Raw genomic sequence first — 26,517 nt, 5'->3', positions numbered from 1 at the left:
ATAGGTGAAAAGGGCCTGCCCTTCGCGAAAAAAGCCGATCTCGGCCGGCGTCGGCTCCTTGACCTTGACCGCCAGATCGCTTTTTCGCAAAACCTGTTGAAGGAACGAGACCATCGCCGCCCCTTCGTCGGCATATTCCCGGTCGGCAAAGCCGCTCCCCCCCCCCGCCCCTTTCTGGACAAGGACACGATGACCGGCGGCAGAGAGCGTCCGCGCCCCCGCCGGCGTCAGCGCCACCCGGTATTCACGCTCTTTGGACTCTTTGGGAACGCCAATAATCATACCGGCATTATGAGGACGGGTCCTGCCGCCTTCGGGTTTCCCGCTCTCGTCCTCGTCCCGCGTTGCGGGACTGCGGCTCGATCGGGAACCCTCCCTCGGCGTCACCCGTCCTCACAAACAAATAGCCTACCGCAAAAAATAAACAAGACCCACAAGAATCGTGAAGCCGAAGCGGTAGTAGACAAAGATGCGGTAGTTGTGGGTTTGAACATACTTGAGCAGATATTTGATGCTTAAAAAACCGACGACGGCCGAAATCGCAATACCGGTCCATTCAACCCCCCCGGCGCCGTTTTCAAAGAGATGCCCCATTTTAAAAACACAGGCGCCGAAGGTGATCGGCATGGCGAGCAGAAATGAAAAGAAAGCGGCGGTGGAGCGGGAAAAACCGCAAAAAAGAGCGGCGGTGATGGTGACCCCTGCGCGGGAGACCCCCGGCACCAGCGCCAGCGCCTGTGAAAAACCGACAATCACGGCATCCCTCCAGCCGACCTCTCCCAAGCCCTTTTCCTTTTTTGTTTTGTTGTCGGCATAAAGGAGCACAGCCCCCAGAAACGACATGTTGAAAGCCGTCAAAAGGGGATGCCTAAAGACTGTTTCAGCCAAATCCTCGAGGAAATATCCGGCGGCGGCGCCGGGGATGGTGGCAACAACCACGAAGAGAAAGAGGCGCCTCTTTTCGAGAATAATTTTGATCCAGTCTTTCCAAAAATAGGCCAAGAGGGCCAACAGGGTGCCGAAGTGAAGGGCGACATCGAAGACGAGCCCCGGATCGGGAAATTTGAAGAGCCATGGGGTGATCACAAGGTGCGCCGAGCTGGAAATCGGCAAAAACTCGCCCAGACCCTGGACGATGCCGAGCAAAATCGACTGGAAATAGGTCATTATTTAGTGGGTATTCTTTCTAAGCGCCTCGACTTTGTCGTCGATTCTTTCGATGGCGAGTTTGCAGAGGCGGATATCGGACTGATGCAGTTCGATAAAATCGCGAATATCGGAAAGCTCTTCCCGAACGGCCATCACGTCGGTTCCCATCTTGTCGATTTTCTTGTTCAAGACCTGAAACCACTCTTCCATTTTTTCCATTATTGCTCCCCTTTCTTAAAACATATCGAAAAAAAGTCCCGGAAACAACGCTTTTCTTTCCAAATTGACAGCATCGTTAAAAAAGGCTGTATTGGCGAAATGCCGTCAGGAATAGAAAGTATTCTCCACGAAAAACGCCGGTTCCCCCCTCCGTCCAACTTTCAAAAGAAGGCCCACATCCGATCGGCCGCTGAATACAAAAAAATGTGGAAGGAATCGATAGAAAATCCTGACACCTTCTGGAGCAAGGCCGCCAAAGACTTCATCTGGTTTAAAAAATGGGACAAGGTTCTGGAATATGACTTCAAAGACAAAATTTTCATCAAATGGTTTGACGGGGCGCAGACCAACATCACGGTCAACGGACTCGACCGCCATGTGGAATCGGGTCTTGGAGACAAGACCGCTTATATCTGGGAAGGAAACGAACCGGGCGAAACACGGAAAATTTCTTACGGCGAGTTGTTGAAGGAGGTCTGCAGATTTGCCAATGCGCTTAAAAAGCTGGAAGTCAAAAAAGGGGACCGCGTCACCATTTACATGCCGATGGTTCCGGAACTGGCCGTTGCCATGCTCTCCTGCGCGCGAATCGGCGCCGTTCACTCGGTGGTCTTCGGCGGATTTTCGGCCGAGGCGCTGGCCGACCGTCTCATCGACGCGAAATCCCATCTCCTCATCACCGCGGACGGGACAAGCCGGGGAGACAAAAAAATCGGGCTAAAACAAATCGCCGATACAGCCATTGAACTTTGCCGAAAAAGCGGCCACCAAATAAAAAATTGCGTCGTCCTCAAACGAAGCGGGGAAAAAATCGCCTGGACCGAAAACCGCGACATCTGGTGGCACGATCTGATTGAGAAGGAACCAACCGTCTGCCCCCCCGAACCAATGGAAGCCGAAGATCCCCTCTTCATCCTCTACACCTCCGGTTCCACGGGAAAACCGAAGGGGGTTCTGCATACCACGGCGGGTTATATGGTTTTTACCGCCCTGACGTTCAAATACATTTTTGACTACAAACCGGAGGACATCTACTGGTGCACCGCCGACATCGGCTGGATCACCGGCCACAGCTACATTGTCTACGGCCCGCTGGCCAACTCTGCGACAACGGTCATGTTTGAGGGAATCCCCACATGGCCGGGACCGGACCGTTTTTGGGATGCTTGCTACCGTCACAAAGTGACGATATTCTACACGGCGCCCACGGCCATCCGGGCGCTGATGCGCGAGGGGGAGGCGCCGGTGAAAAAGCATGATCTCTCGACATTAAGACTCCTCGGCTCCGTGGGAGAGCCGATCAACCCGGAGGCATGGATGTGGTACCACACGGTGGTGGGTGGATCACACTGCCCCATCGTGGACACCTGGTGGCAGACCGAAACGGGAGGGATTCTCGTCACGCCGCTTCCGGGAATTTCAATGCTGAAGCCGGGCTCCGCCTCCATCCCTTTTTTCGGCGTCGATCCGGTGATTTTAAAAGAGGACGGAACGCCTGCCACAGCGAATGAAGGCGGCTACTTCTGCATTCGCCAACCCTGGCCCGGCATCATGCGGACCGTTTATGGCCACCACGAAAAATTCAGGGAAACCTATTTCAGCCGGTTTCCCGGCCTTTATTACAGCGGCGACGGGGCGCATTGGGACGAAGACGGCGACATCTGGTTTATGGGGAGGCTCGATGACGTCATCAAGGTTTCGGGGCACCGGATCGGCACCGCCGAGGTGGAATCGGCTCTGGTGGGTCACCAAGCCGTTGCCGAGGCGGCGGTTGTCGGATTTCCTCACCCCATAAAAGGAGAGGGAATCCACGCCTTCGTCACGCTCAAATCGGGCCAGACCCCTTCACAGGCCTTGAGTCAGGCGTTGGTGCAGGAGGTGCGCAAAACCATCGGCCCTATTGCCGCTCCCGACAAAATCCAGTTCGCCCCCGCCCTTCCCAAGACCCGTTCGGGCAAGATCATGCGCAGAATCCTCCGCAAAATCGCCACCGGTGCTACCGGCGCCACCGGTGCTACCGGCCGGGCAGAAGATCTGGGCGATATCACGACACTGGCCGATCCCGCCGTCGTCGCCTCTCTCATCGAAGGGGCAACGCAAGGGCCTTGATTTCCCTTCCCGCCCGTCATAGGCATCCAAAAATAACCCCTTTATGTCCACCCCACCTGTTTTGGCGGACGTCGCGCCCATCCCGCAGGACGAATTGATCCCCGCACAAATCGAGGCGATCGGGGATTCCATTGCGCCGTTCCGGGATATCTATGAACGGCAGGAAGGCACGATGGAACCGGAAATCAACAAGACCTTGAACCGCGGCTGGACCCCCGATTTTGTCCGCGAATGCAAAACAAGGTGTTGGTTCAACGGCACAAAAGTGTCGGAAGCGGCATATGAAAGAGCGCTTTTTCCCGATCAGCCGAATTTCACCGAGGCCCTGTTTCGCGGGCTGGGTTACGATGTCGACCGCGAGGTGGTGTTAAGCCTCGGCAAGAGGCTCACCGAACTGGGGACCCAGCGGGTCCGGACATCCTCCGGCGCCTTTGACGATATCATGCTGAACCTGCAGGAACATGGAGACAGCGGTGAACAGGCGCTGATATACACCCGTGAGGCGAATTCGCCGATCGCTTACGACAGTTTCGAGGCCTCGCTCATCAGGGCGTACGACATCCCCGGCGCGGTAAAGATCGAAAAAACCTCTCCCGATTCCGATCGCATCCAAAAAGTCCACGCCGAATATTCCCTCCCCGCCGCAATCACGTGGGATAGAAAATCGCATACGGTTGTTTTGGACTTCGACGCCAAACTTCCAAAGGAGGGAAAGAAAAATTTCATCACGGGGCTGATGCGATTTATCGGCATGAACAACGGACGCCCGGCCCAGCATTATCAGGACACGGCGGGGGCCGTCATCGACCTTGAAGAGATTTTGTTTGCGGAAAAAAAATCAATCCGGCTCGCCATCGACGGCGAACCGGCGCTTCCGGATAAATTGAACGGCAACCGGCTGGTCCTGCTTCTCTCGCAAACCGCGGGGGGATTTTTCGAGGGAAAATATTATCAGCGGACCGGCGACAACGGAATTTCCATCTTTCAGAATACGGACACCGCCGTTGTCCCCCCAAACCGGACGCAACTTCTTGCCGGAAAGACACGGATCACCACAATCGGCTTGAGCGCCGCCCCTTATTCCGCCAATTACTACGAAGAGGAAATCCCGCTCAACGGCGAACAAACCGCCTATGAGCTGAAGGAAATAAGATTCTTTTCGGCCGACGGATCGAGGGATTTCATCGACATTTCTTTTTCGACAGGCAACGGCCGCGGAATGAGGGATCTGGGTTTTTTTTCCCCGCGGGAGCAGAAAGGGCGCTTCAAATTCCGCGTCAACGGGAGGGACGGCTTTGCCTTCGGCGATTTCACCGTTTCGCCGACGTACAGAATCGGCGGCGATGACGGCAATCCGGTTTATTACACCTCGGTTGTCCTCGACCCCAAACATTCAAAAGACATGGCAAACAAACGGATCGTCCTCCACGTTGTCCAGACGCGGGAGGGGGTCTATTCCGAAACACAGGTCGTGCCCCTAAAAGTTGTCACCCCTCCGCCGTTTGAGATTGAAGATTGAATTGAACTCAAAACAAAAAAAGGATAAATTCCCATCAAGCGGAGGGATAACTATGGAAAAAAAAGAAGAGGAAATCGGGGTCATCAAGCACTACTACAACCACATCAATGTCGCCGGGGTCGTGATCGCCAAAGGGGCCTTAAAGGTGGGTGACAAGATTCATGTGAAAGGACACACCACCGACTTTGAAGAGACCATCTCGGCCATCGAGCTGGATCACAAGTCGGTGACGGAGGCCAAAGCAGGCGACGACGTCGGCATTAAAGTGGTCGGCAAGTGCCGGGAGCACGACAAGGTCTACAAGATCCTGTAACAATTCAGTCTCGGATGGATGTCTTGAGGTTCCATCGGCTGTTTGAGTGCTCCCTAAAAACATCGCCAACCAGAACAAACCAAGCCCCGATCAACAAGCAGAGTGGCGATCAAAAAGACCGCGAGTTCCGATGGAACTGAAAGCAAACACCGAGACTGAATTGTTGTGCTTGCTGTGTAACAAAGAGTGACACCTCGTCGGCACCTATGGTAACATAACGTTACCATGCCCGTACTGCCGGAAATTGTCACGCGGGATTATACCGACCGCAAGGAGCTTGCAAAAACGCAGTTTGCCCTTCTCTTCCGGGGTACCCATCGTACAGACGGCAAGGAACATCTTCTAAAAATACCTCTGACCCCCGAGGCGGGGGAAAATCTGAAAAAGGCCTGCGAGTTTTTAAAAGGGCATCCCCACCCTTCTTTCCCCGCCGTTTTCGGGTGGCACGACGCGACCCAGAACCAGTACGGGGTTTTCATTCGTGAGTTTGTCGGCGGCGAGTCGCTGGCCGGTTACGGGGGGAGGCTCGCCGAAGACCAGATCCGGTCGATCGCCGTCCAAATCGCCCGCGGGCTGGCCCATATCCACTTCCGGGGCATGATCTTCGGCGATGTCAGCACCAACAATTTTATTTTCGACCGGGGAAAGGTCGCCTTCATCGACTTTGAATTTTTGGGAAGGCGCCACGAGGGAGGCACGCCGATTCGGGGCACGCCGTCGTTCATGGCCCCGGAACTTTTTTACGGAAATCCCCCCACGATTCAAAGCGACCTCTATGCGCTTGGGGTCGTCCTTTATTTTCTCATGACGGGAGAGGTCCCGGTGAAGGGGGATGACTACCCGCAGTTGATTCAGGCGCATCTGTTCGGCGAAATCCCCAATCCGGCCGCCCATCGTGCAGGCACGGCGCCGGGGGGAGCGTCCCAGGGGCTTACGGAGGAATTCGGCCTTCTGGTTTTAAGGCTTTTGAACCGGGAGCCGGCCGAGCGGTTTTTGGAGGCCAACGAGTTCATCCGCGAACTCAACCGGATCTGCAAGACCCCCTTCGAGACGGAACCGGAACCCGAAACTCTTGCCGGTCAGGAAAAAATTCGCGTCCTCAAGGGCTATTCCCTCCTAAACGACACCCTGCAACAGCTGGAAAAGAAAAAAAACAGGACCCCCGCCGAGCTGGCCACCCTTCTGAAGATTTATATGAAAAGGGCCGACACGGACAAAATCCGCCCCCTTTTGGGGGAACTCTCCGGCAACGACCGCCTCTACTTTGAAGTCCAGCTCTCCAATCTCGAGGGGCGCTATCAGGAAACCGCCGAGCTTCTCAAAGGGAGGAAAAATTCCATCGACGAAAGGTTCATCCCCCCGTGGGCCACCGCCCTCTATCATCTGGGGGAAAGGGAGGCGGGCGAAAAACTTCTGGAAAAATCCATCGTCCAGGCCCGTGAACGGAAGGATGAGGAAAAGCTGGCCAATTATCAGATCTATCTCGGAAACTTTCTCCTCTTCAACCGGCAGATCGGCCCGGCGGTGTCGCACTACGAAAAGGCCGTTAATGTAGCCGGGAACGGGGGCTTTGTCCATCTGGAGGCGATGGCGCTCATGAATCTGGCCAATGCCGAACTGGCCCGCCATCAGTGGGGAGAGGCGATCGAGGCCTACCAAAAGGCGCGAAGGATCAACGAACTGGCGGGAAACCGGCTGGAGGCGATCCGGACCGCCCTTAACCTCTCCGGCATTCTCCGCTTCATGGGGCATCTGGAAAAATCGCGCGAGCTGTTGGACCAATCGCGCGCCTACCTGTCCGAGTTCGGCAATCCGCAGTTAAATCTCTATACCTGCCTTCTCTCGGCCGACCTCGAAAAGAAGAAAAAAAATTTCAACGAGGCCAAAAAACATCTGGATTCAGCCCAAGAGATTTTGAAGGGGCACTACACCGAGGCGGAAACGGGCGACCTTCTGGTCTCGCGGGTGGAGATCGCGCTGGAAGAGGGGAAGGCGTCGGAGGCCAAAACAGGGCTGGACGCGCTGGAGAAGTTTGCCGGGGCCCAGAAAGACCCCCTGCTCGAGGGACGGTTGAAGACGCTTCGAATGGCCGCCCTTCTCTTCGGGAAGGAGGAGGAATTCAAGCCTTCAAGGCTCATCAGTCCGTTGAAAGAGATGGTGAGCCAGGGGGACATCGAATTTTCGCTGGACAATCTCTCCCGCGCCATAAGGCTTTTTTTCGCTGGACAATCTCTCCCGCGCCATAAGGCTTTGCGAAAAAAGGAAATGGCAGACCGAGTATGAGGCGCTGATGGAATACCAGGACGAGCTCTTGCGGTTCTGCGACAAAAAGCTCCCCCCCGACTACCGCGAACGCTTTTTCTTTTTCTACCGCCACCACCCGCGGGAGACGGCGATCCAGCCGACAGCTACTTTTCTGCTCAAAAGAATTCTCGACACCACCCGCGATCTCATGGCCGAACTCGACCTCAACATTCTTGTCCGGAAAATCCTCCACCTGATGCTGGAGGTGACGCGGACCGACCGGGGTTTTGTCATTCTGTTGGCCGACACGGAACCGGTGATCTCCTACACGCACAAGATGGACACCCGTTCGATCAAAAACGAGGAGGAGTCCGACGCCATCAGTTGGACGCTGACCAAACAGGCATTGGCCGATCGCAAACCGCTGATGACCATCGATGCCCTCGGGGACGAGCGTTTTGCCGAAACGCGGAGCGTCCAGCGCCTTCAGCTTCAGTCGATTGTCATCCTCCCCTTTCTGTTCCGCGGGGAGGTCATGGGGGCGGTCTATCTCGACAGCCGGCTCAAATCGGAGCAGTTGAAAAAGGACGACCTCCCCTACCTCGAGGCGCTGGCCGACCAGATCGGCATCGCCCTTCACAACGCGCGGGAATTCGGCAAGGCGGAGGCGCAACTCAACCAGGCCAAAAAGACGCTGGACCGACAGGAGCGGGAACTCCACTTTCGCTATTCTTACAAAAACTTTCTGGGGCGGTCGGAAAAGATTCTGGCCGTTTTCGAACTCCTCGACCGGGTGATCGACACGCCGGTGCCCATTTTGCTTCGCGGCGAATCGGGGACGGGAAAGGAGATGATCGCCAAGATCATCCACTACAACAGCCGGCGGCAGGGGAGGCAGATGGTCAGCATCAACTGCGGCGCCATTCCGGCTACCCTCCTGGAATCGGAGCTTTTCGGCCATGTGAAGGGCTCCTTCACCGGCGCGTTTGAAAACAAAACCGGCCTTTTCGAGCAGGCTGACGGCGGCACCCTCTTTTTGGATGAGATCGGCGACATGCCCTTCGACATGCAGGTCAAACTCTTAAGGGCCCTGCAGGACATGACCATCCGCCCCGTGGGGGCGACCCACGACAAAAAGGTCGACGTGCGGGTCATCTGCGCCACCCACCGCCCCATTGAGGAGATGATCCGGGAAAAAAAATTCCGTGAGGATCTTTTCTACCGGATCAACACCGCCGAGATTGTCATCCCCCCGCTTCGCGAAAGAAGGGAGGACATCCCCCTTCTCATCAGCCACTTTCTCGAGGAATGGGCCAAACAACCCGGCGGGCGGAAAAAGCAGATTGATGCAGACGCGCTGGCCTGTCTCACCGAGCAGACCTGGCCGGGAAATGTCCGCCAGCTGGAAAACACCCTCTATAACCTCTGTGTCTTTTCCGAGGCGGAACGGATCACCCTAAAAGAGGTGGAAGCGAGAAAGGACCTTTTTGACGGGAGCGGATCCCCCGCGGTTCTGCCTCCATCACAGTTCCCGGCGGACACGACCCCCGATGACCTGGCGAAGGCCATCGACGAACGAAAAATAACCCTCCCCGAGGCCAAGCAGGCCTTTGAAAAAAAGCAGATTCTGCGGGTGCTGAAGCTTCACGAAGGGCGCGTGGGAAAGGCGGCGGAACATCTCCAGATGCCCCGCCCGCAGGTCTCCCGCCTCATCAAACGCTACCAGATAGAAAAATAGCGCTTGTCAAAATTCTGTTAAGCCTTTGTCAAAATCCTATCAACCAATGTTACCCATTTTTATATTTTATGGGTAATTTTTACCTCTATTAAATAACTACTGGATGGGTTACTATCCATAACAAGCTGAAATTTAAACGGATTATTATTACAAAAAGTGGAACGAATCTTGCATAATAACTATATTAGAAGTATAGTAATAATGCCTGTAGTCCGCCTTTAGGGGGAAGGGGGGTTCATGCTTCTTGGGGCGAAAAGAGGGTTGTTGTCGACAGTTGCCCTTATCGGTTTGGGGGTCCTCTTGAATCATTGCGGGACCGACCAGACGGTGGGACCGTTGAGCACAAACCCGGCCACAAGACCGACACCGGGATTCGGTTTGATCACCGGCGAGGTCGATCTGAATTCCGACGATTCTTCCGCATTCTCTTCGCTCCAGCTCCCTGCTTCATCCGGCGGCAGTTCAATCCCCGCCCTTCACGTAAATTTAAGCGCCGATGGAGATGAGTCGGCCGATGGGGACGGCGATGTTCTTGTCGTCCTGACCAATTCGATGGGGGATTCCTTCTCAACGGTCACCAACGACGACGGCTCGTTCGCCGTGAAGGCGAGAAAAGAGACCGCCTCGCGCGTGGAGCTTTTCGCGGGAGGGGAATATCTGGCAACGATGGTGTTCGGCTTGGATACAAAGAACTCGCGGACGACCGATACCCTCCTTCTCGACAACGCCACGGAAGAGATGGATCTGGGGGTGGTGGCTCAACGCGACCAGTGGGCGGTTCCCGAAGTGAACCCGCTCGAACTTACGGATGACGACAACGACGGATACAACGATCTGGAAGATTTGGACGACGACAACGACGGCATCCTCGACGTGAATGAAACCGATGAAGATGGCGACGGTTTTGTAGACTTCTTTTCCGAATACTATGACGAAACAGGCACGCTGGTCCGCTCCTTCACCATGGAAGGAAAAACGCTCAATCGGGACGTGGACCTTTCCGATCTGGATGAAATCACGATCATCGACTCCACCATCAACGGCCGTGTGACCATCAGCGGCTCCGCCTATGTTTTTATCGACCCGACAACGATATCGGACCTCTCCATTGCCGACTGCGCGAAGGTGGTTCTTGAAGAACTCACCGTGGATGCCAACCTCGCCCTGGATACCATCGAAGACCTCACAATGACCTCCTCGCATGTGAAGGGGAACACCTCGATGAAAAACATCAAATCGGGCGCCGTGGAGGACAGCGAATTTGAGGGAGAATTCACGGCGGACGAGTCATCGGCCATCGCCGAGAAGGGAAACAAGAAAGGCAAACCCAAGGGGGAGACGACAGACGGAGCTACCGCCGAAGTTGAACATTCAACGTCGATTGAAGGGAGCATGACAATCGAGTACAAGGACGAAGGGGGAATCATCCTGGATAAGACCGGCAGTACGACCACCGAGACGACATCCACCGTGGAGAACAACGGCAACGGCGGCGGCCACACAACCGACCATTCCACCACCGTGACTCATTCGGTGTATGTCGACAGCGGCAACGGGGCGGTGGTGGACAATACAACGACGACGACCAACAGCAGTACCGACACCTCTACAACGGATACTTCTACGACGGATACCTCGCCCGGAAACAGCGGCGGCGGCGGTCCGCCGGCAACTCCGCCCGGCGGCGGAAAAAAGAAATAACCTCAAACAAAAAGGGTCCCTTTGACGAAGCAATTTTCGTTCCCGCCAGCTACATCTCCGGCGAGACAGGCCGACTCTTAAGCGGCTTACGAAAATTGCGAAGACAAAGGGACCCTTTTTGTTTGAGAAATGGTTATTCCTTCGGCGCCTGTTTCATCGAAAGCCGGATCTTGCCGCGGTCATCGATCCCGATGCATTTCACCGTCACGCGGTCCCCCTCGCGGACCACGTCTTCCACACGGCGGACCCGCTCCTGCGAAAGCTCCGAGATGTGGACAAGGCCGTCGGTCTTGGGGAGAATTTCCACGAAGGCCCCGAAGTCCATGATCTTTCTCACCGTCCCCTCGTAGATCTGCCCAATCTCCGCCTCGGCCGTCAACTCCTTCACCATCTTCATCGCCTGCTGGATCGCCGCGTCATCCGAGGAGAAGATTTTCACCGTCCCGTCGTCTTCGATGTCGATTTTGCATCCCGTGGCCTCGATGATGCCGCGGATATTTTTTCCGCCGCTACCGATGACATCCCTGATCCTGTCCTTGGCGACAACCATCGAGACGATTTTCGGCGCATGCTTGGACAGCGAGGTGCGCGGCTCGGCAATCGCCTCGCTCATTTTTCCCAAAATATGCAGACGCCCCTCGCGCGCCTGCGCAAGCGCCTTTGTCATCAGCTCCACCGTCAGTCCGGAAATTTTGATGTCCATCTGAAAAGCGGTCACCCCTTTTTCGGTCCCCGCCACCTTGAAATCCATGTCCCCCAGGTGATCTTCGTCCCCCAGAATATCGGAGAGGACCGCCACGCGGTCGTCTTCTTTGATCAGCCCCATCGCAATCCCCGCCACCGGGGCCTTGATCGGAACGCCCGCGTCCATCAGCGAAAGCGAGGCCCCACAGACGGTGGCCATGGAAGAAGAACCGTTCGATTCGAGAATTTCGGAGACAACCCGGATGGTGTAGGGAAATTTTTCGTGCGGGGGGAGCATGCGGACAATCGAACGTTCGGCCAGCGCCCCGTGGCCGATCTCGCGGCGCCCCGGCGAACGGAGCGGCTTCACCTCCCCCACCGAAAAGGGGGGGAAATTGTAGTGAAGCATGAAGGTCTTGCTGGCATCGCCCATGATCGAATCGATGATCTGCTCGTCCTCGGAGCTTCCCAGCGTGGCCACGACCATTGCCTGCGTCTCGCCGCGGGTGAAGAGGCCGGAACCATGCGTCCGCGGCAGAACCGCCACCTCCGCCGTGATGGGGCGAATCTCTTTCAAGCCTCTTCCGTCGATCCGTTTGGATTCCGACAAAATCATCCCGCGCATGATCCGGCTTTTGAGTTCCTCGTATTCATTGTCCAACAGAGTTTTCTTCGTCTCCCCATCCGGATCGTCCTCCTTGATCAACGAGGCCTCCAGTTCATCCTTGATGCCGGCCAAGGCGTCGTAGCGTTTCTGTTTTGCCTTGATGGTGATCGCCTCGCGCACCTTTTTTTCCACCCCTTTAAGGGCTTTCAAGATCGTTTCGTCTTTGACCGGCTCTGCAACCTCCCGCTTCGGTTTTCCCACCTTTGACATCAACTCTTTTTGAATCCGGATCACCGCCTGCAGGGACTCATGCGCAAACTGGATGGCGTCGACCAGGTCTTTTTCAGGCACCTCGTCCCCTCCCCCTTCCACCATCACCACGGCGGACTCGGTGGCGGCGATGATGAGATCGATGTCGCTTTTTTCCATGTCGGGGGCGGCCGGATTGATGACAAATTTTCCATCAACCCTGCCGACGCGGCATCCCGCCACCGGCGTTACAAAGGGGACATCCGAAATGCAGAGGGCCGTCGAGGCGCCGATGATCGCCAGCGTATCGGGGTCGTTGACCGGGTCCACCGAGAGGACCGTGGCGATCACCTGCGTTTCGTAACGATACCCTTCGGGAAAAAGGGGGCGGATCGGCCGGTCGATAAAACGGGAAATCAGTGTGGCGAATTCCGACGGTCTCCCCTCCCTCTTGAAAAATCCGCCGGGAATTTTGCCCGCGGCAAAGGTTTTTTCGATGAAATCGACCGTCAGAGGGAGAAAATCGACCTTCTTCGGTTCGGCCGATCCGGTCGCGGTGACAAGGACAATCGTGTCGCCGGCCTGCACCGTGACGGAACCCCCCGCCTGCCGCGCCAGTTTTCCTGTTTCAATTGAAATCTCCCGCCCGCCCAGTTGCGTGGATACACGTGTTGACATAAATGGATCAGGCCTGAAAATTGAAAGAGGAAAACTCAAGGGAGAAAAGCCGGGCGCTTTTTCGGACTGATAATCTAGGCTGTTCAGTACGGGCGTACGGCTGTACGCCCCTACGGGACCGACTAAATTATCAGTTCACGCCCGTTTCAATCATGCCCTGAATCTTCGCTACTTCCGGATTCCAAGCTCCTCAATCAGTTTTGAATAACGATCCTTCCGGCTTTTCTGCAAATACCGCAAAAGCCTCCGCCTCTGCCCCACCATTTTAAGGAGGCCCCGACGGCTAGCGTGGTCTTTCTTGTGCGCCTCGAAGTGTTTTGTCAGATCGCCGATTTTCCGGGTGAGCAGGGCGATTTGAATTTCGGGCGAACCGGTGTCTTTTTCGTCCCGCCGGTAATGCGCGATCACTTCCTGTTTTCGGGGTCCGTATAAAGGCATGGCCGACGCTTTTAACACACCGTTTTCTTTATTGTAAAGGAGGTTTTTCTTTTGTCTTCCGGCCTTCGACCTGTTCGATTATCGACCGGACAAAAGAGGCCTTCTCCGGGAATTTGGCGGAATAGACATCGAGGCCTTCGAGGGCCCTGTCGTACTCCCCCAAAACGGCATGGCACTGCGCGCGATAGATAAGGACATCGCCGATGTAGGTGTAGTCGGGATAAAAACGGTAGATCGTCTCAAAATCCTTGAGGGCCATATCGACCCTCCCCATCGCCTTCAGGCGCCTTCCGCGCATCATCAGGCTGTCGGCGTCGGCCTCCACAAGCATCTTTCGCCTCTCCATCAGAATCTTCTCGATGCCTGCAAGAGAAGCCCCATCGTCAAGAATTTCCATGTTGAAGCCGGGAGAAACCGCCTGCATCCTGCCCGAAGGATCCCTATATTTCAGATCGAAGGCGGGGTTTTCGATTTCAAAAGGATTTTCCAGCACCCGCTCCCGAAGGGCCGCCTCGTTGACGACAAACAAATCATGATCGGGAAGGGAGGAATAGGAAGGAGACTGCAAAGGGGCCCTTGAATTAAAAAGGAGGGTTACCGCCAAAATCATCGACGCCGCAACCATCAAGGGGACCGGACGGAGAACAAAAAAAGCATCCAAAAACCGCCCAACGAGTGACGAGTGACGAGTAACAAGTAACGGGTAACGGGCCTTGCCGGCAGGGCCGGTGCCGGGGGTATACCGGGCCAAAGCCATGACATTGCTCACAAGACGAGAAGCCGGCTCACAATCGGGGAGTTTGCTGAAAACTGACCTTATTTCAATGAGTTGATTTATCTCCTCTCGGCAGGCCCGGCATGAGGTCAAATGGGCCTCTACCTTTTCGCGGACAGCGGAAGAGGCCTCTTCGTAGATGATATCGAGCAGATTGTCTTGAATCTTCGGGCAGTCCATTGTCACCCCTTATTCAACGCATGAATTTCCTTAATGATCTGTTATCCCCAATTTTTTAAACTCATTTTGAAGGGCCGAAAGGGCATACCGCATCCGGCTTTTTACCGTATTGACCGAAACCTCCACGATTTGAGCGATCTCCTCGAAAGGAAGCCCCTGCCTTTCGCGCAGGAGGAACACCTCCCGCTGATCGGGGTTGATCCGGGCCAGGGCCTCTTCCAGTTTTTGTTCCAGATTGGAGGCAGAGACTATTTCGTCGGGATTCGGCTCTGCGGAGACGACCCGTTCACTCAAGGGGAGAGCCTTCTCTTCAGAGGGCGCGTCGTCCAGCGAAACGGTTTTTCTGAAACGCCCCTTTCGGGACAGATCGATGCAGTAGTTTCTCGCGATGGTATAAAGCCAGGTGGAAAACCGCGCCGTGGGGGCATAGGAGGAGGCCCCGCGGATCACCCTCTCAAAAACCTCCTGAAAGGCCTCCTCCGTGTTCTGATTGTGCCCCAAAAACCGGTAAAGAAAATTATAAATTCCCTTTTGATGGCGGGTGAGCAAAACCTCAAAGGCATGCAGGTCCCCTTTCTGGTAGGAGGCCATCAATGCCTCGTCAGAAGCCGCTTCGTCATTGCCAAGAACTCGCAGTTTGGTAGACACTCATGAACCCATCATCTCAAAGGCGACATCCACATTCCCCCCAAAATCCATATGCCGCCTCTTGGCGTCGCGGACGCAGTCGTCCGGTTCGCACAGGGTGACCGCCCCGATTTCTGAAAAATCGTGCAGTTTCGAGACGAGCAGTCTCACGCCGTTCCGCCACTCGAACCGGTCGGCGATGAAATCGGAATAGGAGACCAGGAAGTCGCCGATCTTTTTCTGCGCCATTTTTTCCAGAAGCAGTTGCGTGGTCGCCCCGACATGCGACTCGTTGAAAACCCCGCGCGGCCCCAGCCCCATCACCAGAATGGTCTGCGCCCGTATGCGCCTTTCGGCCGGCATGAGGAGGCACTCGCCGAAATTTCCCTGAAACCGGTTGGTCTTTAAAACCTGCGAGAGCCGGCCGTTCAGCCGCCAGTCGACCAGCGACGAAACCCCCTTTAGCGGACGGAAATCGGAATAGACCGTCATCGCGGCGCACCGCGTTTCGATTTTGTCGAACGGTTTGGAGGTGAATTTGATGTGGAGTGTCATTTTTCCTTCGCAATCTTATCCAATATCCCGTTGATAAACGCCGAACTCTCTTCCGTGCCGTATTTTTTGGCGATCTCCACCGCCTCGTTGATCGTGACGCTGGCGGGGATGGCGTCACAGTAACGGAGCTCAAACGTCGCCTGCCGGAGCAGATTCCGGTCGACCGAGGCCATCCGCGAAAGCTTCCAGTTGGTGGAATGGGCCTCAACGAGCCCGTCGATTTCCTTTTGATTGCGGACAGCGCCGAAGACCAGTTCCTCCGTAAACACCCGCACCTCTTCGGAGGCGGCATTCTCCTTCCAGAATTGGTTCAACACCTCGTTCGGTTTTCCCCCCGCAAACTCGATCTGGAAGAGAATCTGAAGACAATGTTCCCGTGCTTTGCGCCTGGTTCCCACTTCAACTACAGTGAATGGTGAATGGTGAATGGTGAATGGTTTTTTACCATCCACTATCCACTATCCACTATCCACGCTTTATCGATTCTAAAAGATCCACCATCTCCAACACCGTCACCGCCGCCTCGCGCCCCTTGTTGTATTCGTCGGCTCTCGACCGGGCCATCGCCTGATCGATCGTATTGGCTGTCAGGACACCAAACGCCATCGGGATACCGGCAGAAAGCGCAACGCGCGCCGTTCCATCGGTCACAGCGCGGCATATATACTCAAAATGGGGCGTCTCGCCACGGATGACCGCCCCCAGACAGATAATGCCGCGATATTTTTTGGCGGCAGAGCGCTTTTTTGGCGCCACGCGGCAAGCCGCCACGCGGCGAGCCGCCAGCGGAATTTCAAACGCCCCAGGTACGCGAAAAACATCATAGTCCGCCTCGCCAAACCCCGCCTCCTTCAGCGCCTCCCTCGCCCCTTTCAGCAACCCCTCGCAAATGTCAGGGTTGAAACGGCTGGCGATGATTGCCACGCGGGGCTTCTTGCCTTTTTTGACGCCAACCCGGATTCGCGATGCTTGCCTCAATAATCATGCTTGGTGAATGGTGAATGGTGAATGGTGAATGGTTTTTACCATCCACTATCCACCATCCACTATCCACCATCCACTATCCACCATTAAACCTTCTTCAACAAATGCCCCATCTTCTCCCGCTTCGTCCTCAAATAAAGCATGTTGTGGTCCGACGGCGCCATTTCAATGGGCACCCGTTCGACAATTTCGAGGCCGTATCCCTCGAGGCCGATGATCTTTTTTGGATTGTTGGTCATCAGGCGGATTTTTTTCAGGCCCACCGACGACAGAATCTGCGCCCCGATGCCGTACTCACGCAGATCGGCCTTGAAGCCCAACTGCTCGTTGGCCTCCACCGTATCGAGCCCCTTTTCCTGAAGGGCATAGGCCTTGAGCTTGTTGATGAATCCGATCCCCCTCCCCTCCTGACGGATGTAAAGCAAAACCCCTTTCCCCGCCTCCGAAATCATCCGCAGGGCCGCATGCAGTTGGGGGCCGCAGTCGCACCGAAGCGAGCCGAACACATCGCCCGAGAGACATTCCGAATGGACACGCACCAGCGTCGGCTCCTCGGGATTGATTTCTCCCCGGCTCAAGGCCACATGATGACGGTCGTCCACGTCGCTGGAAAAAACGCGGACGCGGAAGGTTCCGAAGTCGGTGGGGACATTCGCCTCGGCCTCCAGATGAACCAGCGTCTCATATCGTTTACGGAATTTGATGATGTCGGCGATGGAGACGATGATGAGATCGTGCTCCGCGGCGAAATTTTCGAGGTCGGGGAGGCGCGCCATCGTTCCATCTTCCTTGAGAATCTCGCAGATGACCGCAGACGGCTTCAACCCCGCGAGACGGGTCAGATCCACCGAACCCTCGGTCTGGCCGCTTCGGACCAGCACCCCGCCGTTTCGCGCCCTTAATGGGAAAACGTGCCCGGGGCGGACCAGATCGGCCGGTTTGCAGTCGTCCCTGACCGCCGTAAGAATCGTATGGGCGCGGTCGTGCGCCGAGATGCCGGTGGTCACTCCCTCGCGCGCCTCGATGGAGACGGTAAAGCCGGTCTGAAACCGGCTTTCGTTGTCGGTGACCATCATCGGAAGGCCGATCGCCTTCACCTTATCTTCGGTCAGCGCCAGACAGACAAGCCCCCGCCCATTTTTGGACATGAAGTTGATGGCTTCCGGCGTGACCTTTTCGGCGGAAATAACCAGATCTCCCTCGTTTTCGCGGTCTTCGTCATCCACGAGGATAACCATCCGGCCTGCGGACAGATCCTGCAGGGCCCGCTCGACGCGGAAGTAGGATTCGTTTAAGATTTTAACAGGTCCCATACGTCCTCTAAGTCCTATAGGACTTATTCCCCAAAATCAAGCGCCCCACATATTTCCCCAGCATATCCATTTCCAAGTTTACCAAATCCCCTCTTTTGAGACAGCCCATATTCGTGACCTTTTTTGTGTGCGGAATAATGGTTACCCTAAACCGGTTTCGCCCCGCAAGAGATGCGGCCAGCCGCGTGGCGGTCAGGCTGATGCCGTCCACCGCCACCGACCCTTTTTCGATCAGGAAGGGGGCCAGTTTTTTTGGATGGGAAATAGTGACCGCCAGCGAACCGGGATTTTTTTTGATCCGCTCGACGCGCCCCACCCCGTCCACATGGCCGAGAACGAAATGCCCCCCCAGCCGGTCCGAGGATTTTAACGCCCGTTCGAGGTTGACGACGGTTCCGTGGCGGTACGATCTGATTTTGGTCTTTCGGACGGTCTCGTCCGAGACATCGAAAACCAGCGATTTTCGCCGATGGCCGACCACGGTGAGACAACAGCCGTCCACGGCGACGCTTTCTCCCGTTCTAAGTCCATGAGGCAAAATGCCGCCGGTGATGGTGAGTTTTCCCCCTTTTTTCCCGCCGTGGAAGGAAACCACCTTGCCGGTGCCTTGAACGATGCCTGTAAACATAAGAAGTAATGATTACAGGGTGTACCGCGGTCGGGCCGCCAAAGTCAATGGAGGCGGCCCGGCAAATTTATATTGACGTGTCTATACACATTTATATACACTTGATACATGGATACGGTCAACGCCCTTCAAATCCGCCAGTCGTTCGGGAAGATTTTAAGGCGGCTGAAGAAGAAGGACGAACCCCTTTTGATTGAAAAAGGAAGGGCGCCGGTTGCCGTACTGCTTTCCCTGAAAGCGTTCAAGGAACGTTTTATCGACTACCGGGAAAAAGAAAAAAGGGACGAAATTCTCAAGCTGGCCCGGTTGTCGGCCACCCGCTCTCCTGTCGACTCCCTGAAAGTCCTGCGCGAGATCCGTTATGGTTCCAATCATTGACGCCTCGGTGGCCATCAAATGGTTTGTCGAGGAAAAAGGGCGCGAATCGGCGCTGGAAATCCTTCAAAACATCCTCGAATCCCCCCAAACTCACGCCGTCCCCGAGCTTTTTTATTTTGAACTGGCCAATGCCTTCAACCGGCTTGTTCCCGTCCCCAATGAAGGCCAGTTGAAACTGATGGACCAGGTGCTTGTCCTGGCCCTCCGGCGTTTTTCGATGACCGGGGAACTTTTTGATCTGACGCGAAAGTATCAACGGATGGGGCTGTCCGGTTACGACGCCTCCTATGTCGCTCTGGCCAAAATGCTCAAGGGGATCTGGCTGACGTTCGACGAAACGGCGCATCGAAAAATCGCGCCGCTTAAAATAAGCCGGCTGTTGGCCTGAAAATCGACCCTTCCGCTATTACCGGACCATCATTGATGACCGGGCCGATGGGGCGGCTGAAACCTGTGCAATGTCATGATCCCTCTGCCCTGTCACCCTTCGGTCGGCGCTCGGCGGGAACCCTTAACCGGTTTGGAGTTTTTCTTCAACCAGTCAGCCAATTCTTGCCGGGAGCACCTCTTGTTGGCCACTTTCACCATGATTTGATGGATGGCCCCCCTGGGAACCGAAACCTGATAGCCATTGATATCCAGGAATACCAGCATGCTTAAGGCGGCAGTCCTCTTGTTGCCGTCGATAAAGGGCTGATTTTCAGAGATGGAATAGCCAAGGGCCGAGGCCTTATCCCGGATTTCGGGATAAAGCTCAACACCGCCAAAACCTTGCCGGGGCTGATAAGCGGCCGATTCCAGCAATCCCACATCACGGATGCCGCGAGATCCCCCGAACTCGTTGATGGAAATTTCGTGCAAAGCCAGAATCTCTTCGGCTGTGAGATAGGTGACCGGTATCATGGGGATTTATTAACGGGCCAGTTTCCGGAAATCGAGGCGGTATTTTTTGACGTATTTGGCCGCGGCCTTCATGATTTTGTCTTCGCGCCCTTCCGCCGGTTCGATCTGGATAAAACCTCCGCCGCTTACCAGGCGGACTTTATTTTTGCCTTTCAGTCCCATTTCTTTAAGCATACCGGAGGGAATAATGATTCCGTAACTGTTGCCGATTTTGCTGACCGGTTTAACGGTTTCCATGTTATACCAATGTTAGTACATAAAATTGAGGATTGTCAAGGGACCTACACCGCCGGCACGGCTACCGGCGGCATTGCTACAAGGGGAACAGCGGGGGCTAATGGAACCGCCACGGAAGCGACAGTTGCGGCGGCGCCCGCGACACCGGCGACACCGGCGATGCCCGGACTAACCGGGGAAAGGGCCGGGGCGGAAACGCCCAAACCGGCAACCGTGTTCAGTGGCGCCGCCTCCGAGGCAAGCCAGTTGAAATAGGCCCCTACTTTACCCATCTCGGTCCAGGCGGCCATGTAGCGACGCACCTCCCCATTCCCCTCCTGTTTAGGCCTTGCTCCTTCAACACCAAGGCGTGCGTGTAATTCATCGGCAGTGCCGGGGAAGGCCTCTCCCGGGAAAGGAGAACCATAGGACAGAACCGCCGTCCCCCCCAGAGGAACCCCCGGAAGAAGGCCGTAGGGTTCGATGACATTTTTCGCCCATAAACCACCCGATAAGCCGATATCGGGATGAACCGATTGGGGATGTGCCTGCCAGACATGAACAAGGACGGTGCCTACCCTGCGGGCCATCAAAGCCGCTTCGGCCCGATTACCCCCCACGATGGAAGGCCGGGGAGCAAAAAGGGCTATCGGTTCGTCCGAAAGAGGAAGCATTTCGGCCAAGACCCTCATGGTTCCGGAGCCGAAAACAAACGGCGACACACCGCGATCGTGGGCATTGGCCAGCGCCCTTTGCAATCCTTCACTCCCATCGCGATCCCTTTCGAATCCCACCCCATCCCCATACACAAAGGCCGTACCGAGGGTAGGAAACTGCTCAAAATTTTTCTTCTCGTAGGCCTGTGCCGATTGCCCCAACCCAACTCCATATTTTAAAGCAACCAGTTGAAGATCGTTATATCCGACATGATTGGCATCGTACACCACGGTTCGGGGGACAAAACCGTAATCCCTTGCCTGGGCTTCGGTGAGAAGATGAAAGCCCCCTTCGGCCAGGGCGGCCCCCGATGACTGCCCCACCAATCCTGCCAAAACGGCTCCGCCCATGATTACCACATCATCTTGGCTCCGCGCGAGGGCATCCAATCCAAATTCCCCGATAACCTGGGCAACCCGCCGCGGATCGCGTCCCCCCAGAACGGTCTCCATCCAGGCCTGAAGGCTCTTGTCGAAGGTAATCGCCTCAAAGAAAGGCTTAATCCCCTCCTGTTCTCCGGAAGCCACGTTATTCAAATAGGGCGCCTGATTCACAAACATGGCCGAAAATGGTTCCAGCCTCCCGGCATGAGGATGTTCAATCTCTTTATAGATGTCGGCAACAACCCATTGCAAGGCAAGCCACGCCTCCCTCAAAACCTTCGTTTCCTTTGTTTTTCGCTGGGGCTCCTTCCCCTCCGGAGCCAAGTTGGCTATGGCCTCGGCGTTCGCAAAATACTCGTCCATGGCCAAACGATAGGCCCCCATGGCCTGCGCAAACCTTTTCTCATGCTCCCGGCTCACTCCTCCATACTCTCGTGCCTGTTGCATCAAATCGGCATAACGAGCCGTCTGTAAAACAGCATCGAGGCGGTGTAATTCCAAGGTAAAACGAAAAAGCACTTTCTCGGTTTCAAAAACTTGCGGGGCAAAGCGGTCAAAGTCGACTCGGGAAGCGGCTACCCATTGGTCGTAAGCTTCTTCATAACCATCCCGGGCCCCCCTCAAATTTGAATCGCCTTTCAATAATTTTTCAAAGGTAAGATTCTCCTGTTCGGGAAGCGGTTGGAATTCATCACCGATTAACTCGTTCAACACCTCATTGAGGTCCGAGTCAGCCCCATATTTTTTGACAAGATACCCCAAATGGTGACGCCGGGCCTGAAGTTGCCGTTGCTTTTCCTTGGCATATTGCACCGGCATATGACGCTTCAGCCACTTGTTGGTTTCTTGATGGGCTTTGATCTGCCCTTGAATCTCTTCCAGCAACCGGTCAAGCGCGACACCGCGGGCAAGCGCCTCACACACAAGAACCACCCGTTCAGCGCGGTTTCGAAGGGCGATATTCCAGGGGGCATAAAACAGATATCTCGGCAGTGATTTAAAACCGGCCCGGCGGGGATCGGTTTTAAGATTGTCGGCAATCTTATCCTTGATCCTCAAAGAAGCAATCTTTCCCAACAGCCCATAAAAATGGGCGCGAGCCCGCAGATAAGCCTCTCCCCTTTCGCCGGGAACGTGAAGGGCGTCATAGTCACTTTGTGCCTGCATCAGATAAAACGTCTCGATGCGCTGTGTTGCGGGCAGAAAGTCAAGGAGAGGGCTTGCCACGATGGCCCGGTGAAGGCGATCGCTCGCCTGACTGACCGGCTCCGCTGAAGGCAGTTCTCTTCCAAAAAAATTGTCGACAAATGCCCGGAAATGCTCCCGGTAGCCCGATTGGAGGGATCGTGCCTCCTTAAAAAACCTGTCCCATTTCCTTTTAAAATCGTCCGACTGCAACTGCAATTGATCTTCGATAAGCGCCCGTGTCCTTTCGTATTCAGGGGCATAAACGGAATCGTAGGCGTGGGCGAGACGTTCGAAACCGGGAGGTTCCCCGGGCGCCTCCCGTTGCCCGATTTGCGGTCTCCCCGGCACGGGGCTTTTCCACGGTGTCAATAATTTTCTGCCGGATCGGGAAAGAAGATTACCGACAAGCCATTTGCCGAATCTCTGGGTGCGCATGGTCTGCCAGGTTCTATCAGCATCTTCGTACCGTTGCCCCCCCTTAAGCGGTCTGTACAAAACATGGCCGGCTCTCGCAAAAACACCATCGATCTCTTCGGGAGGGAGGCTCTCTGCAAGCAAGCGGACAGAGGCGGCGTCAATACCATGATCCTCGGCCCAGGAATTGAAATTTTCCGGTTCGAGCCGCAACTGCAAAAAGGCCTCCCGCGAGGCATCGAGATATTGATTCACCAGATCCCGGGCCCGACGCGCCTCGACAGGGGCCTCTTTGTTTTTGCCAAAAGGGTCGGAAAGGGGGGTGGCTATCTCAAGGAGCCAAGGCAAGTCGGTCTCGTCCGGATAACGCATATACAGGGCCTTAAGTTCCGCTGTGGGAATCCATTCCCGTAAGGCCCGAACATAATCGACAGCCACACGCCCTTTTTCACACCATGTCCGCAATCCTTTTTCATCGTGGGTATCGATCAGGCGAAAGGCATCCACAAAGTGGTCCAACAGTTCGTCCAGCTGGACCCGTTCCCGATTGGCCGGTTGAACCGGTTCAACCGGCTGAGCCGGTTCAGCCACCTCTCCCAGAGAAGAAGCCGACCGACGCCAATCGTCGATAATGGCAATTCCATTCCGGACCTGGATGGCCTCGGCCGCATCGCGTATGGCCTGCACGTGGGCTTTGCGTTGGTCGCCTTCGGACAGCCCTTCCGCTGGTTTATAATCCTCGTGGTAAATATCCACCGCCCGGACATCGACACGCCGGTTGGTCCCGGCCCCTTCCGTGGCGAGAAATTTTCCCCAACTGACCGGCATAATCTGCGAGGTCCCTTCAACGTTCAGAACCAAACCGACGGCATCCAGATCGATCAACAGATTGGCAAAACCTTTTTTGGCCACTCCCACACCGGCCCCGGCCCGGCTTCTGGTTCCCGGCGTAAAATCGATGCTGATGGTTCCCAAGCGGGTGATTTTTTCAGCAGTGGCCTCCATCTCGGCAATTGCCCCGGCAAGCGCTCTTTCATATTTTGCCAGGGCATTTTCATATTTATTCCAATTCATGAATCCCTTCTTATTCACAAAGTCAGCCTCTTCCGGTTTTTTGGGCGGGCGCGCAACAGGGGTCATATCGGCAAAAATCAATACGAACCCGAGGCCCGGCACCAATTCCAACTCTTTTTTGTAGACAAACCGGTTCGGCAGACCCCGAAACAAACTCGCAATTGCGGTAATATCGGTCCAGCTCTCGTGGGTGTTGGTTATAAGCAGGGGGCGATTCTCCAGACGAGAACGAAGGATGGCCCGCGTGATTGCTGAAAGACTTGTTGGATCGATATTCGGCGACCAGCCGGAGGCCCGCATGATGTAACTCGATACGACAGGAAGAAGTCGGTTGAAGTCTTCCAGACGAATATCCCCTTTGACTTTTCCTTTCACGATTTGGACCAGAAGATCGGCAATCGCAAAGGCAAACCAAAAACCCATTTGCACGCTTGTCAAACGGCTGTGGCTTGGAAGATCTTCCGGTCCATTCCCAACCAGGCGGGAAAATCGTTCGAGAGCTTGATGAACAACCGTCGTATCTGTCCCCCATCGATCGGCCATTTCTTGAACCAGCGGCGACACAACGGGCGCCACAGGGCGCGTTACAGTTTCAGGCGGTGTTTCCGGCGCCGGCAAACCGGCAAAAACCCTTGCCACGATTCGACTCGGAGGCTCGGCGCCTGCCCTCATCCATACAGGGGGTATTTCCCCCTGAACAAAAGAATCGCCGTTGCCGTTTCCTCCGTTGCCCCCCCGCTCAACGGCATCGGACTTATTCACGCCGGCAGACGTATCGGGGACAGCAGGTTTTTCGGGAGGACTTGTCGGCAAACCATTTGGAATTCGGATATCGGCCATGGAATCGGTCTCCCGGCGGAAAAATTTTGGGCCAAAATTTCGGGTTCCTTACACGTCTTATCGGATTTTTTCAAGAAAAGTTGCGTGGTTTTTTTAATAAAAAAATGGGGGGATAGTAAAAAAGGCGTTCAGATCAACACCACCCCCGGAAGGCCCCGGAAGTCGTTATCGGAGGTCACCAGTTGGGCCTGATGGAAAAGGGCCGCGGCGTAGACCTGCGAGTCGGCCATCGGCAATCCGTGTTGCAGGGACAAATCGGCCGCATAAAGGGCCATATCCGAATCGAAGGGGACAATGGTTCCTTTTTGCATCTGGCCCATGCACATGATTGCCTCCTCTTCGCCCAGTTCTTTTTTCGTTTTCCGGTAGACTTCGTAAATGACCACGGCGGGAATAAAAAGAGAATGAGACCCGAGCAGGTATTTGGCGAACTTGTCCGCCTTGGGGAGACCGGCAAAAAACTCGATCCATCCGGAAGAATCGACCACGACCTTCATAGCCGATCCTTTTTTTCACGCAGATTGGCCGTGGTCAGGCCCCGCCCCTTGAACAGGCCCTTCATTTGGACAAGGGGCGTCTCGGGGATCAGGTGGATAATCCCCCTCTTTTCCATGACCATCAGTTTTTGTCTGGGGCGCATGGCAACCCTTTGCCGTATTGCCTTGGGGATGACCACCTGAAATTTGGGAGAAACCGAAGTGTATGTCATAACTTAAAAAAGAAATACAGATTTATTATGCTGACTTTATTGTATTACGAAATAATTTTTTGTCAAACATTTATTTAATCCGTAAAACGGCCTCGGCGCCCACAAGTGAATCTCCCCGGCCTAAAGGCCTGGGCCTAGCCCTCTTGCCTTCGGCAGACACTGTGTGACCTCCCGGTCTTTTCAAGAAAAGTTGCGTGGTTTTTTTAATAAAAAATGGGAGAGTAGTAAAAGCAATCGTGGGGCTTTCCTGCCGGATTAAATCTTCACCTGTTTCAAAAAAGGATATTTTAAAAAATCGTCATCGAGGGTGCAGATATGCCGTACCCCGTGGTGACGGAGGCAGAGGGCAATGCGGGCATCGAAGACCTCATTGCCGGCCACCGTCGGCAGTTCCCGGGCAAGCTCGCCCAGATCGGACCACCAGGCCTCGGCCTCATCGAGAACAGAAATCTCCCGGTCTTCCACGAAACTTTTCAAAAGATCGACGGCCTTTGCGAGCGTTAAAGGGGCCAAAAAGACCCGCGGATGCGACAAAAGGCGCAAGACCTCCCCCACATTGGTTGACGTGGTGGCCAATGGTTCGTCATTTTGCCCAAACCATGCCTTGGCCCGCGGATGCTCCGCCTGCGAGCGGACCAGAAGATGAATGATGACATTGGTGTCGAGGGCGATCATGAATCGAGCGCATCCATCCAGTTTCTGCGGGAGTTGATGTCGATGGCGGCCGGCCCTCCGAGGTCGACGGTTTTTAACACGGGGGGTCTTTTTTTCCCGCGGGACATCGCCGCATGCCCGGCCCGTGCCCACAGGCTGATTGTCTCGCTTAGGGAACGCCCCGTTTTAACGGCCTCCTTCCGCGCCTCCTTGAAAAGAAAGTTGTCGATCATCAAGGTTGTTTTCATAATTATTCCAAATAATAGAATATATATTCCAAATTGTCAACCTAATCAAACGGCGTCGGCGAGCAGGGTGAATTGCGAGATAA

The 26,517-nt window shown here is 55.2% G+C and carries 27 protein-coding genes; 8 read left to right on the top strand and 19 right to left on the bottom strand.

Annotation, left to right across the window (positions count from 1 at the left end):
* From HYU99_03545 to HYU99_03535, 3 genes are all read right to left on the bottom strand, one after another.
* Positions 1-282 (bottom strand): alanine dehydrogenase (locus tag HYU99_03545; protein MBI2339432.1); only part of this gene is annotated, 282 nt, incomplete at its 3' end.
* A gap of 126 nt (positions 283-408) precedes the next feature.
* The gene (locus HYU99_03540) at positions 409-1,167 is read right to left on the bottom strand and encodes an undecaprenyl-diphosphate phosphatase (GenBank protein MBI2339431.1); all 759 of its coding nucleotides are present in this window, start codon (positions 1,165-1,167) and stop codon (positions 409-411) included.
* A gap of 3 nt (positions 1,168-1,170) precedes the next feature.
* Positions 1,171-1,368 carry a hypothetical protein gene (locus HYU99_03535; GenBank protein MBI2339430.1) on the bottom strand — a complete coding sequence of 66 codons (198 nt, stop codon included), beginning with the start codon at positions 1,366-1,368 and terminating at the stop codon, positions 1,171-1,173.
* A gap of 99 nt (positions 1,369-1,467) precedes the next feature.
* Between HYU99_03535 and acs the strand changes: the two genes are divergently transcribed.
* The 6 genes from acs (at position 1,468) to HYU99_03505 (ending at position 10,992) form a co-directional block, all read left to right on the top strand.
* Positions 1,468-3,477 (top strand): acetate--CoA ligase, encoded by a 2,010-nt coding sequence (gene acs / locus HYU99_03530; protein ID MBI2339429.1) that lies wholly within the window; start codon positions 1,468-1,470, stop codon positions 3,475-3,477.
* Between the two features lie 43 nt (positions 3,478-3,520).
* Complete coding sequence (locus HYU99_03525) at positions 3,521-4,996, top strand: hypothetical protein (protein ID MBI2339428.1); 1,476 nt, start codon at positions 3,521-3,523, stop codon at positions 4,994-4,996.
* A gap of 52 nt (positions 4,997-5,048) precedes the next feature.
* Entirely contained in the window at positions 5,049-5,309 is a 261-nt protein-coding gene (locus tag HYU99_03520) for a hypothetical protein (protein ID MBI2339427.1), read from the top strand.
* A gap of 225 nt (positions 5,310-5,534) precedes the next feature.
* Positions 5,535-7,592 carry a tetratricopeptide repeat protein gene (locus HYU99_03515; GenBank protein MBI2339426.1) on the top strand — a complete coding sequence of 686 codons (2,058 nt, stop codon included), beginning with the start codon at positions 5,535-5,537 and terminating at the stop codon, positions 7,590-7,592.
* 7 nt (positions 7,593-7,599) lie between these two features.
* A complete protein-coding gene (locus HYU99_03510; GenBank protein MBI2339425.1) occupies positions 7,600-9,291 on the top strand; it encodes a sigma 54-interacting transcriptional regulator in 1,692 nt (563 codons plus the stop codon).
* A gap of 237 nt (positions 9,292-9,528) precedes the next feature.
* A complete protein-coding gene (locus HYU99_03505) occupies positions 9,529-10,992 on the top strand; it encodes a hypothetical protein (protein MBI2339424.1) in 1,464 nt (487 codons plus the stop codon).
* A gap of 133 nt (positions 10,993-11,125) precedes the next feature.
* Here HYU99_03505 and pnp read toward each other — a convergent pair whose 3' ends face one another.
* The 9 genes from pnp to HYU99_03460 all read right to left on the bottom strand — a co-directional run bounded on the left by pnp (position 11,126) and on the right by HYU99_03460 (position 18,710).
* Entirely contained in the window at positions 11,126-13,210 is a 2,085-nt protein-coding gene (gene pnp / locus HYU99_03500; protein ID MBI2339423.1) for a polyribonucleotide nucleotidyltransferase, read from the bottom strand.
* 168 nt (positions 13,211-13,378) lie between these two features.
* A complete protein-coding gene (gene rpsO / locus HYU99_03495; protein MBI2339422.1) occupies positions 13,379-13,648 on the bottom strand; it encodes a 30S ribosomal protein S15 in 270 nt (89 codons plus the stop codon).
* A gap of 28 nt (positions 13,649-13,676) precedes the next feature.
* Complete coding sequence (locus tag HYU99_03490; protein MBI2339421.1) at positions 13,677-14,603, bottom strand: hypothetical protein; 927 nt, start codon at positions 14,601-14,603, stop codon at positions 13,677-13,679.
* A 30-nt stretch (positions 14,604-14,633) separates the two neighbouring features.
* A complete protein-coding gene (locus tag HYU99_03485) occupies positions 14,634-15,251 on the bottom strand; it encodes an RNA polymerase sigma factor (GenBank protein ID MBI2339420.1) in 618 nt (205 codons plus the stop codon).
* Entirely contained in the window at positions 15,252-15,785 is a 534-nt protein-coding gene (locus HYU99_03480) for a hypothetical protein (GenBank protein MBI2339419.1), read from the bottom strand.
* Complete coding sequence (nusB, locus tag HYU99_03475; GenBank protein MBI2339418.1) at positions 15,782-16,183, bottom strand: transcription antitermination factor NusB; 402 nt, start codon at positions 16,181-16,183, stop codon at positions 15,782-15,784. The genes HYU99_03480 and nusB overlap by 4 nt, the downstream gene beginning before the upstream one ends.
* A gap of 67 nt (positions 16,184-16,250) precedes the next feature.
* On the bottom strand, positions 16,251-16,745 hold the full coding sequence (locus HYU99_03470) for a 6,7-dimethyl-8-ribityllumazine synthase (GenBank protein MBI2339417.1): 495 nt from the start codon (positions 16,743-16,745) through the stop codon (positions 16,251-16,253).
* A gap of 110 nt (positions 16,746-16,855) precedes the next feature.
* Positions 16,856-18,082, bottom strand: a complete 1,227-nt coding sequence (locus HYU99_03465) for a bifunctional 3,4-dihydroxy-2-butanone-4-phosphate synthase/GTP cyclohydrolase II (protein ID MBI2339416.1) — start codon at positions 18,080-18,082, stop codon at positions 16,856-16,858.
* Positions 18,083-18,089: 7 nt separating this feature from the next.
* Positions 18,090-18,710 carry a riboflavin synthase gene (locus HYU99_03460; protein MBI2339415.1) on the bottom strand — a complete coding sequence of 207 codons (621 nt, stop codon included), beginning with the start codon at positions 18,708-18,710 and terminating at the stop codon, positions 18,090-18,092.
* A gap of 108 nt (positions 18,711-18,818) precedes the next feature.
* Between HYU99_03460 and HYU99_03455 the strand changes: the two genes are divergently transcribed.
* Both HYU99_03455 and HYU99_03450 read left to right on the top strand, forming a co-directional pair.
* Entirely contained in the window at positions 18,819-19,088 is a 270-nt protein-coding gene (locus tag HYU99_03455) for a type II toxin-antitoxin system Phd/YefM family antitoxin (GenBank protein MBI2339414.1), read from the top strand.
* Positions 19,072-19,476, top strand: coding sequence for a type II toxin-antitoxin system VapC family toxin (locus HYU99_03450; protein ID MBI2339413.1), 405 nt, complete (start codon positions 19,072-19,074; stop codon positions 19,474-19,476). Before HYU99_03455 ends, HYU99_03450 begins: the two co-directional genes overlap by 17 nt.
* A 92-nt stretch (positions 19,477-19,568) precedes the next feature.
* Here HYU99_03450 and HYU99_03445 read toward each other — a convergent pair whose 3' ends face one another.
* The 7 genes from HYU99_03445 to HYU99_03415 form a co-directional block, all read right to left on the bottom strand.
* Positions 19,569-19,991, bottom strand: a complete 423-nt coding sequence (locus HYU99_03445; protein ID MBI2339412.1) for a type II toxin-antitoxin system death-on-curing family toxin — start codon at positions 19,989-19,991, stop codon at positions 19,569-19,571.
* Between the two features lie 9 nt (positions 19,992-20,000).
* Entirely contained in the window at positions 20,001-20,228 is a 228-nt protein-coding gene (locus tag HYU99_03440) for an AbrB/MazE/SpoVT family DNA-binding domain-containing protein (protein ID MBI2339411.1), read from the bottom strand.
* Positions 20,229-20,272: 44 nt separating this feature from the next.
* Positions 20,273-24,823: a 1-acyl-sn-glycerol-3-phosphate acyltransferase gene (locus HYU99_03435; GenBank protein ID MBI2339410.1), complete on the bottom strand. Its 4,551-nt coding sequence runs from the start codon at positions 24,821-24,823 to the stop codon at positions 20,273-20,275.
* Positions 24,824-24,951: 128 nt separating this feature from the next.
* A complete protein-coding gene (locus HYU99_03430) occupies positions 24,952-25,320 on the bottom strand; it encodes a type II toxin-antitoxin system VapC family toxin (GenBank protein ID MBI2339409.1) in 369 nt (122 codons plus the stop codon).
* The gene (locus tag HYU99_03425; GenBank protein MBI2339408.1) at positions 25,317-25,532 is read right to left on the bottom strand and encodes an AbrB/MazE/SpoVT family DNA-binding domain-containing protein; all 216 of its coding nucleotides are present in this window, start codon (positions 25,530-25,532) and stop codon (positions 25,317-25,319) included. The genes HYU99_03430 and HYU99_03425 overlap by 4 nt, the downstream gene beginning before the upstream one ends.
* Positions 25,533-25,787: 255 nt before the next feature.
* On the bottom strand, positions 25,788-26,207 hold the full coding sequence (locus HYU99_03420; protein ID MBI2339407.1) for a PIN domain-containing protein: 420 nt from the start codon (positions 26,205-26,207) through the stop codon (positions 25,788-25,790).
* Positions 26,204-26,434: a hypothetical protein gene (locus HYU99_03415; GenBank protein MBI2339406.1), complete on the bottom strand. Its 231-nt coding sequence runs from the start codon at positions 26,432-26,434 to the stop codon at positions 26,204-26,206. The genes HYU99_03420 and HYU99_03415 overlap by 4 nt, the downstream gene beginning before the upstream one ends.
* Between the last annotated feature and the right edge of the window lie 83 nt (positions 26,435-26,517).

It is taken from the genome of Deltaproteobacteria bacterium, assembly GCA_016183175.1.
In the GTDB taxonomy this organism is placed as follows: domain Bacteria; phylum UBA10199; class UBA10199; order UBA10199; family SBBF01; genus JACPFC01.
This window is presented reverse-complemented; position numbering and strand designations above follow the sequence as displayed.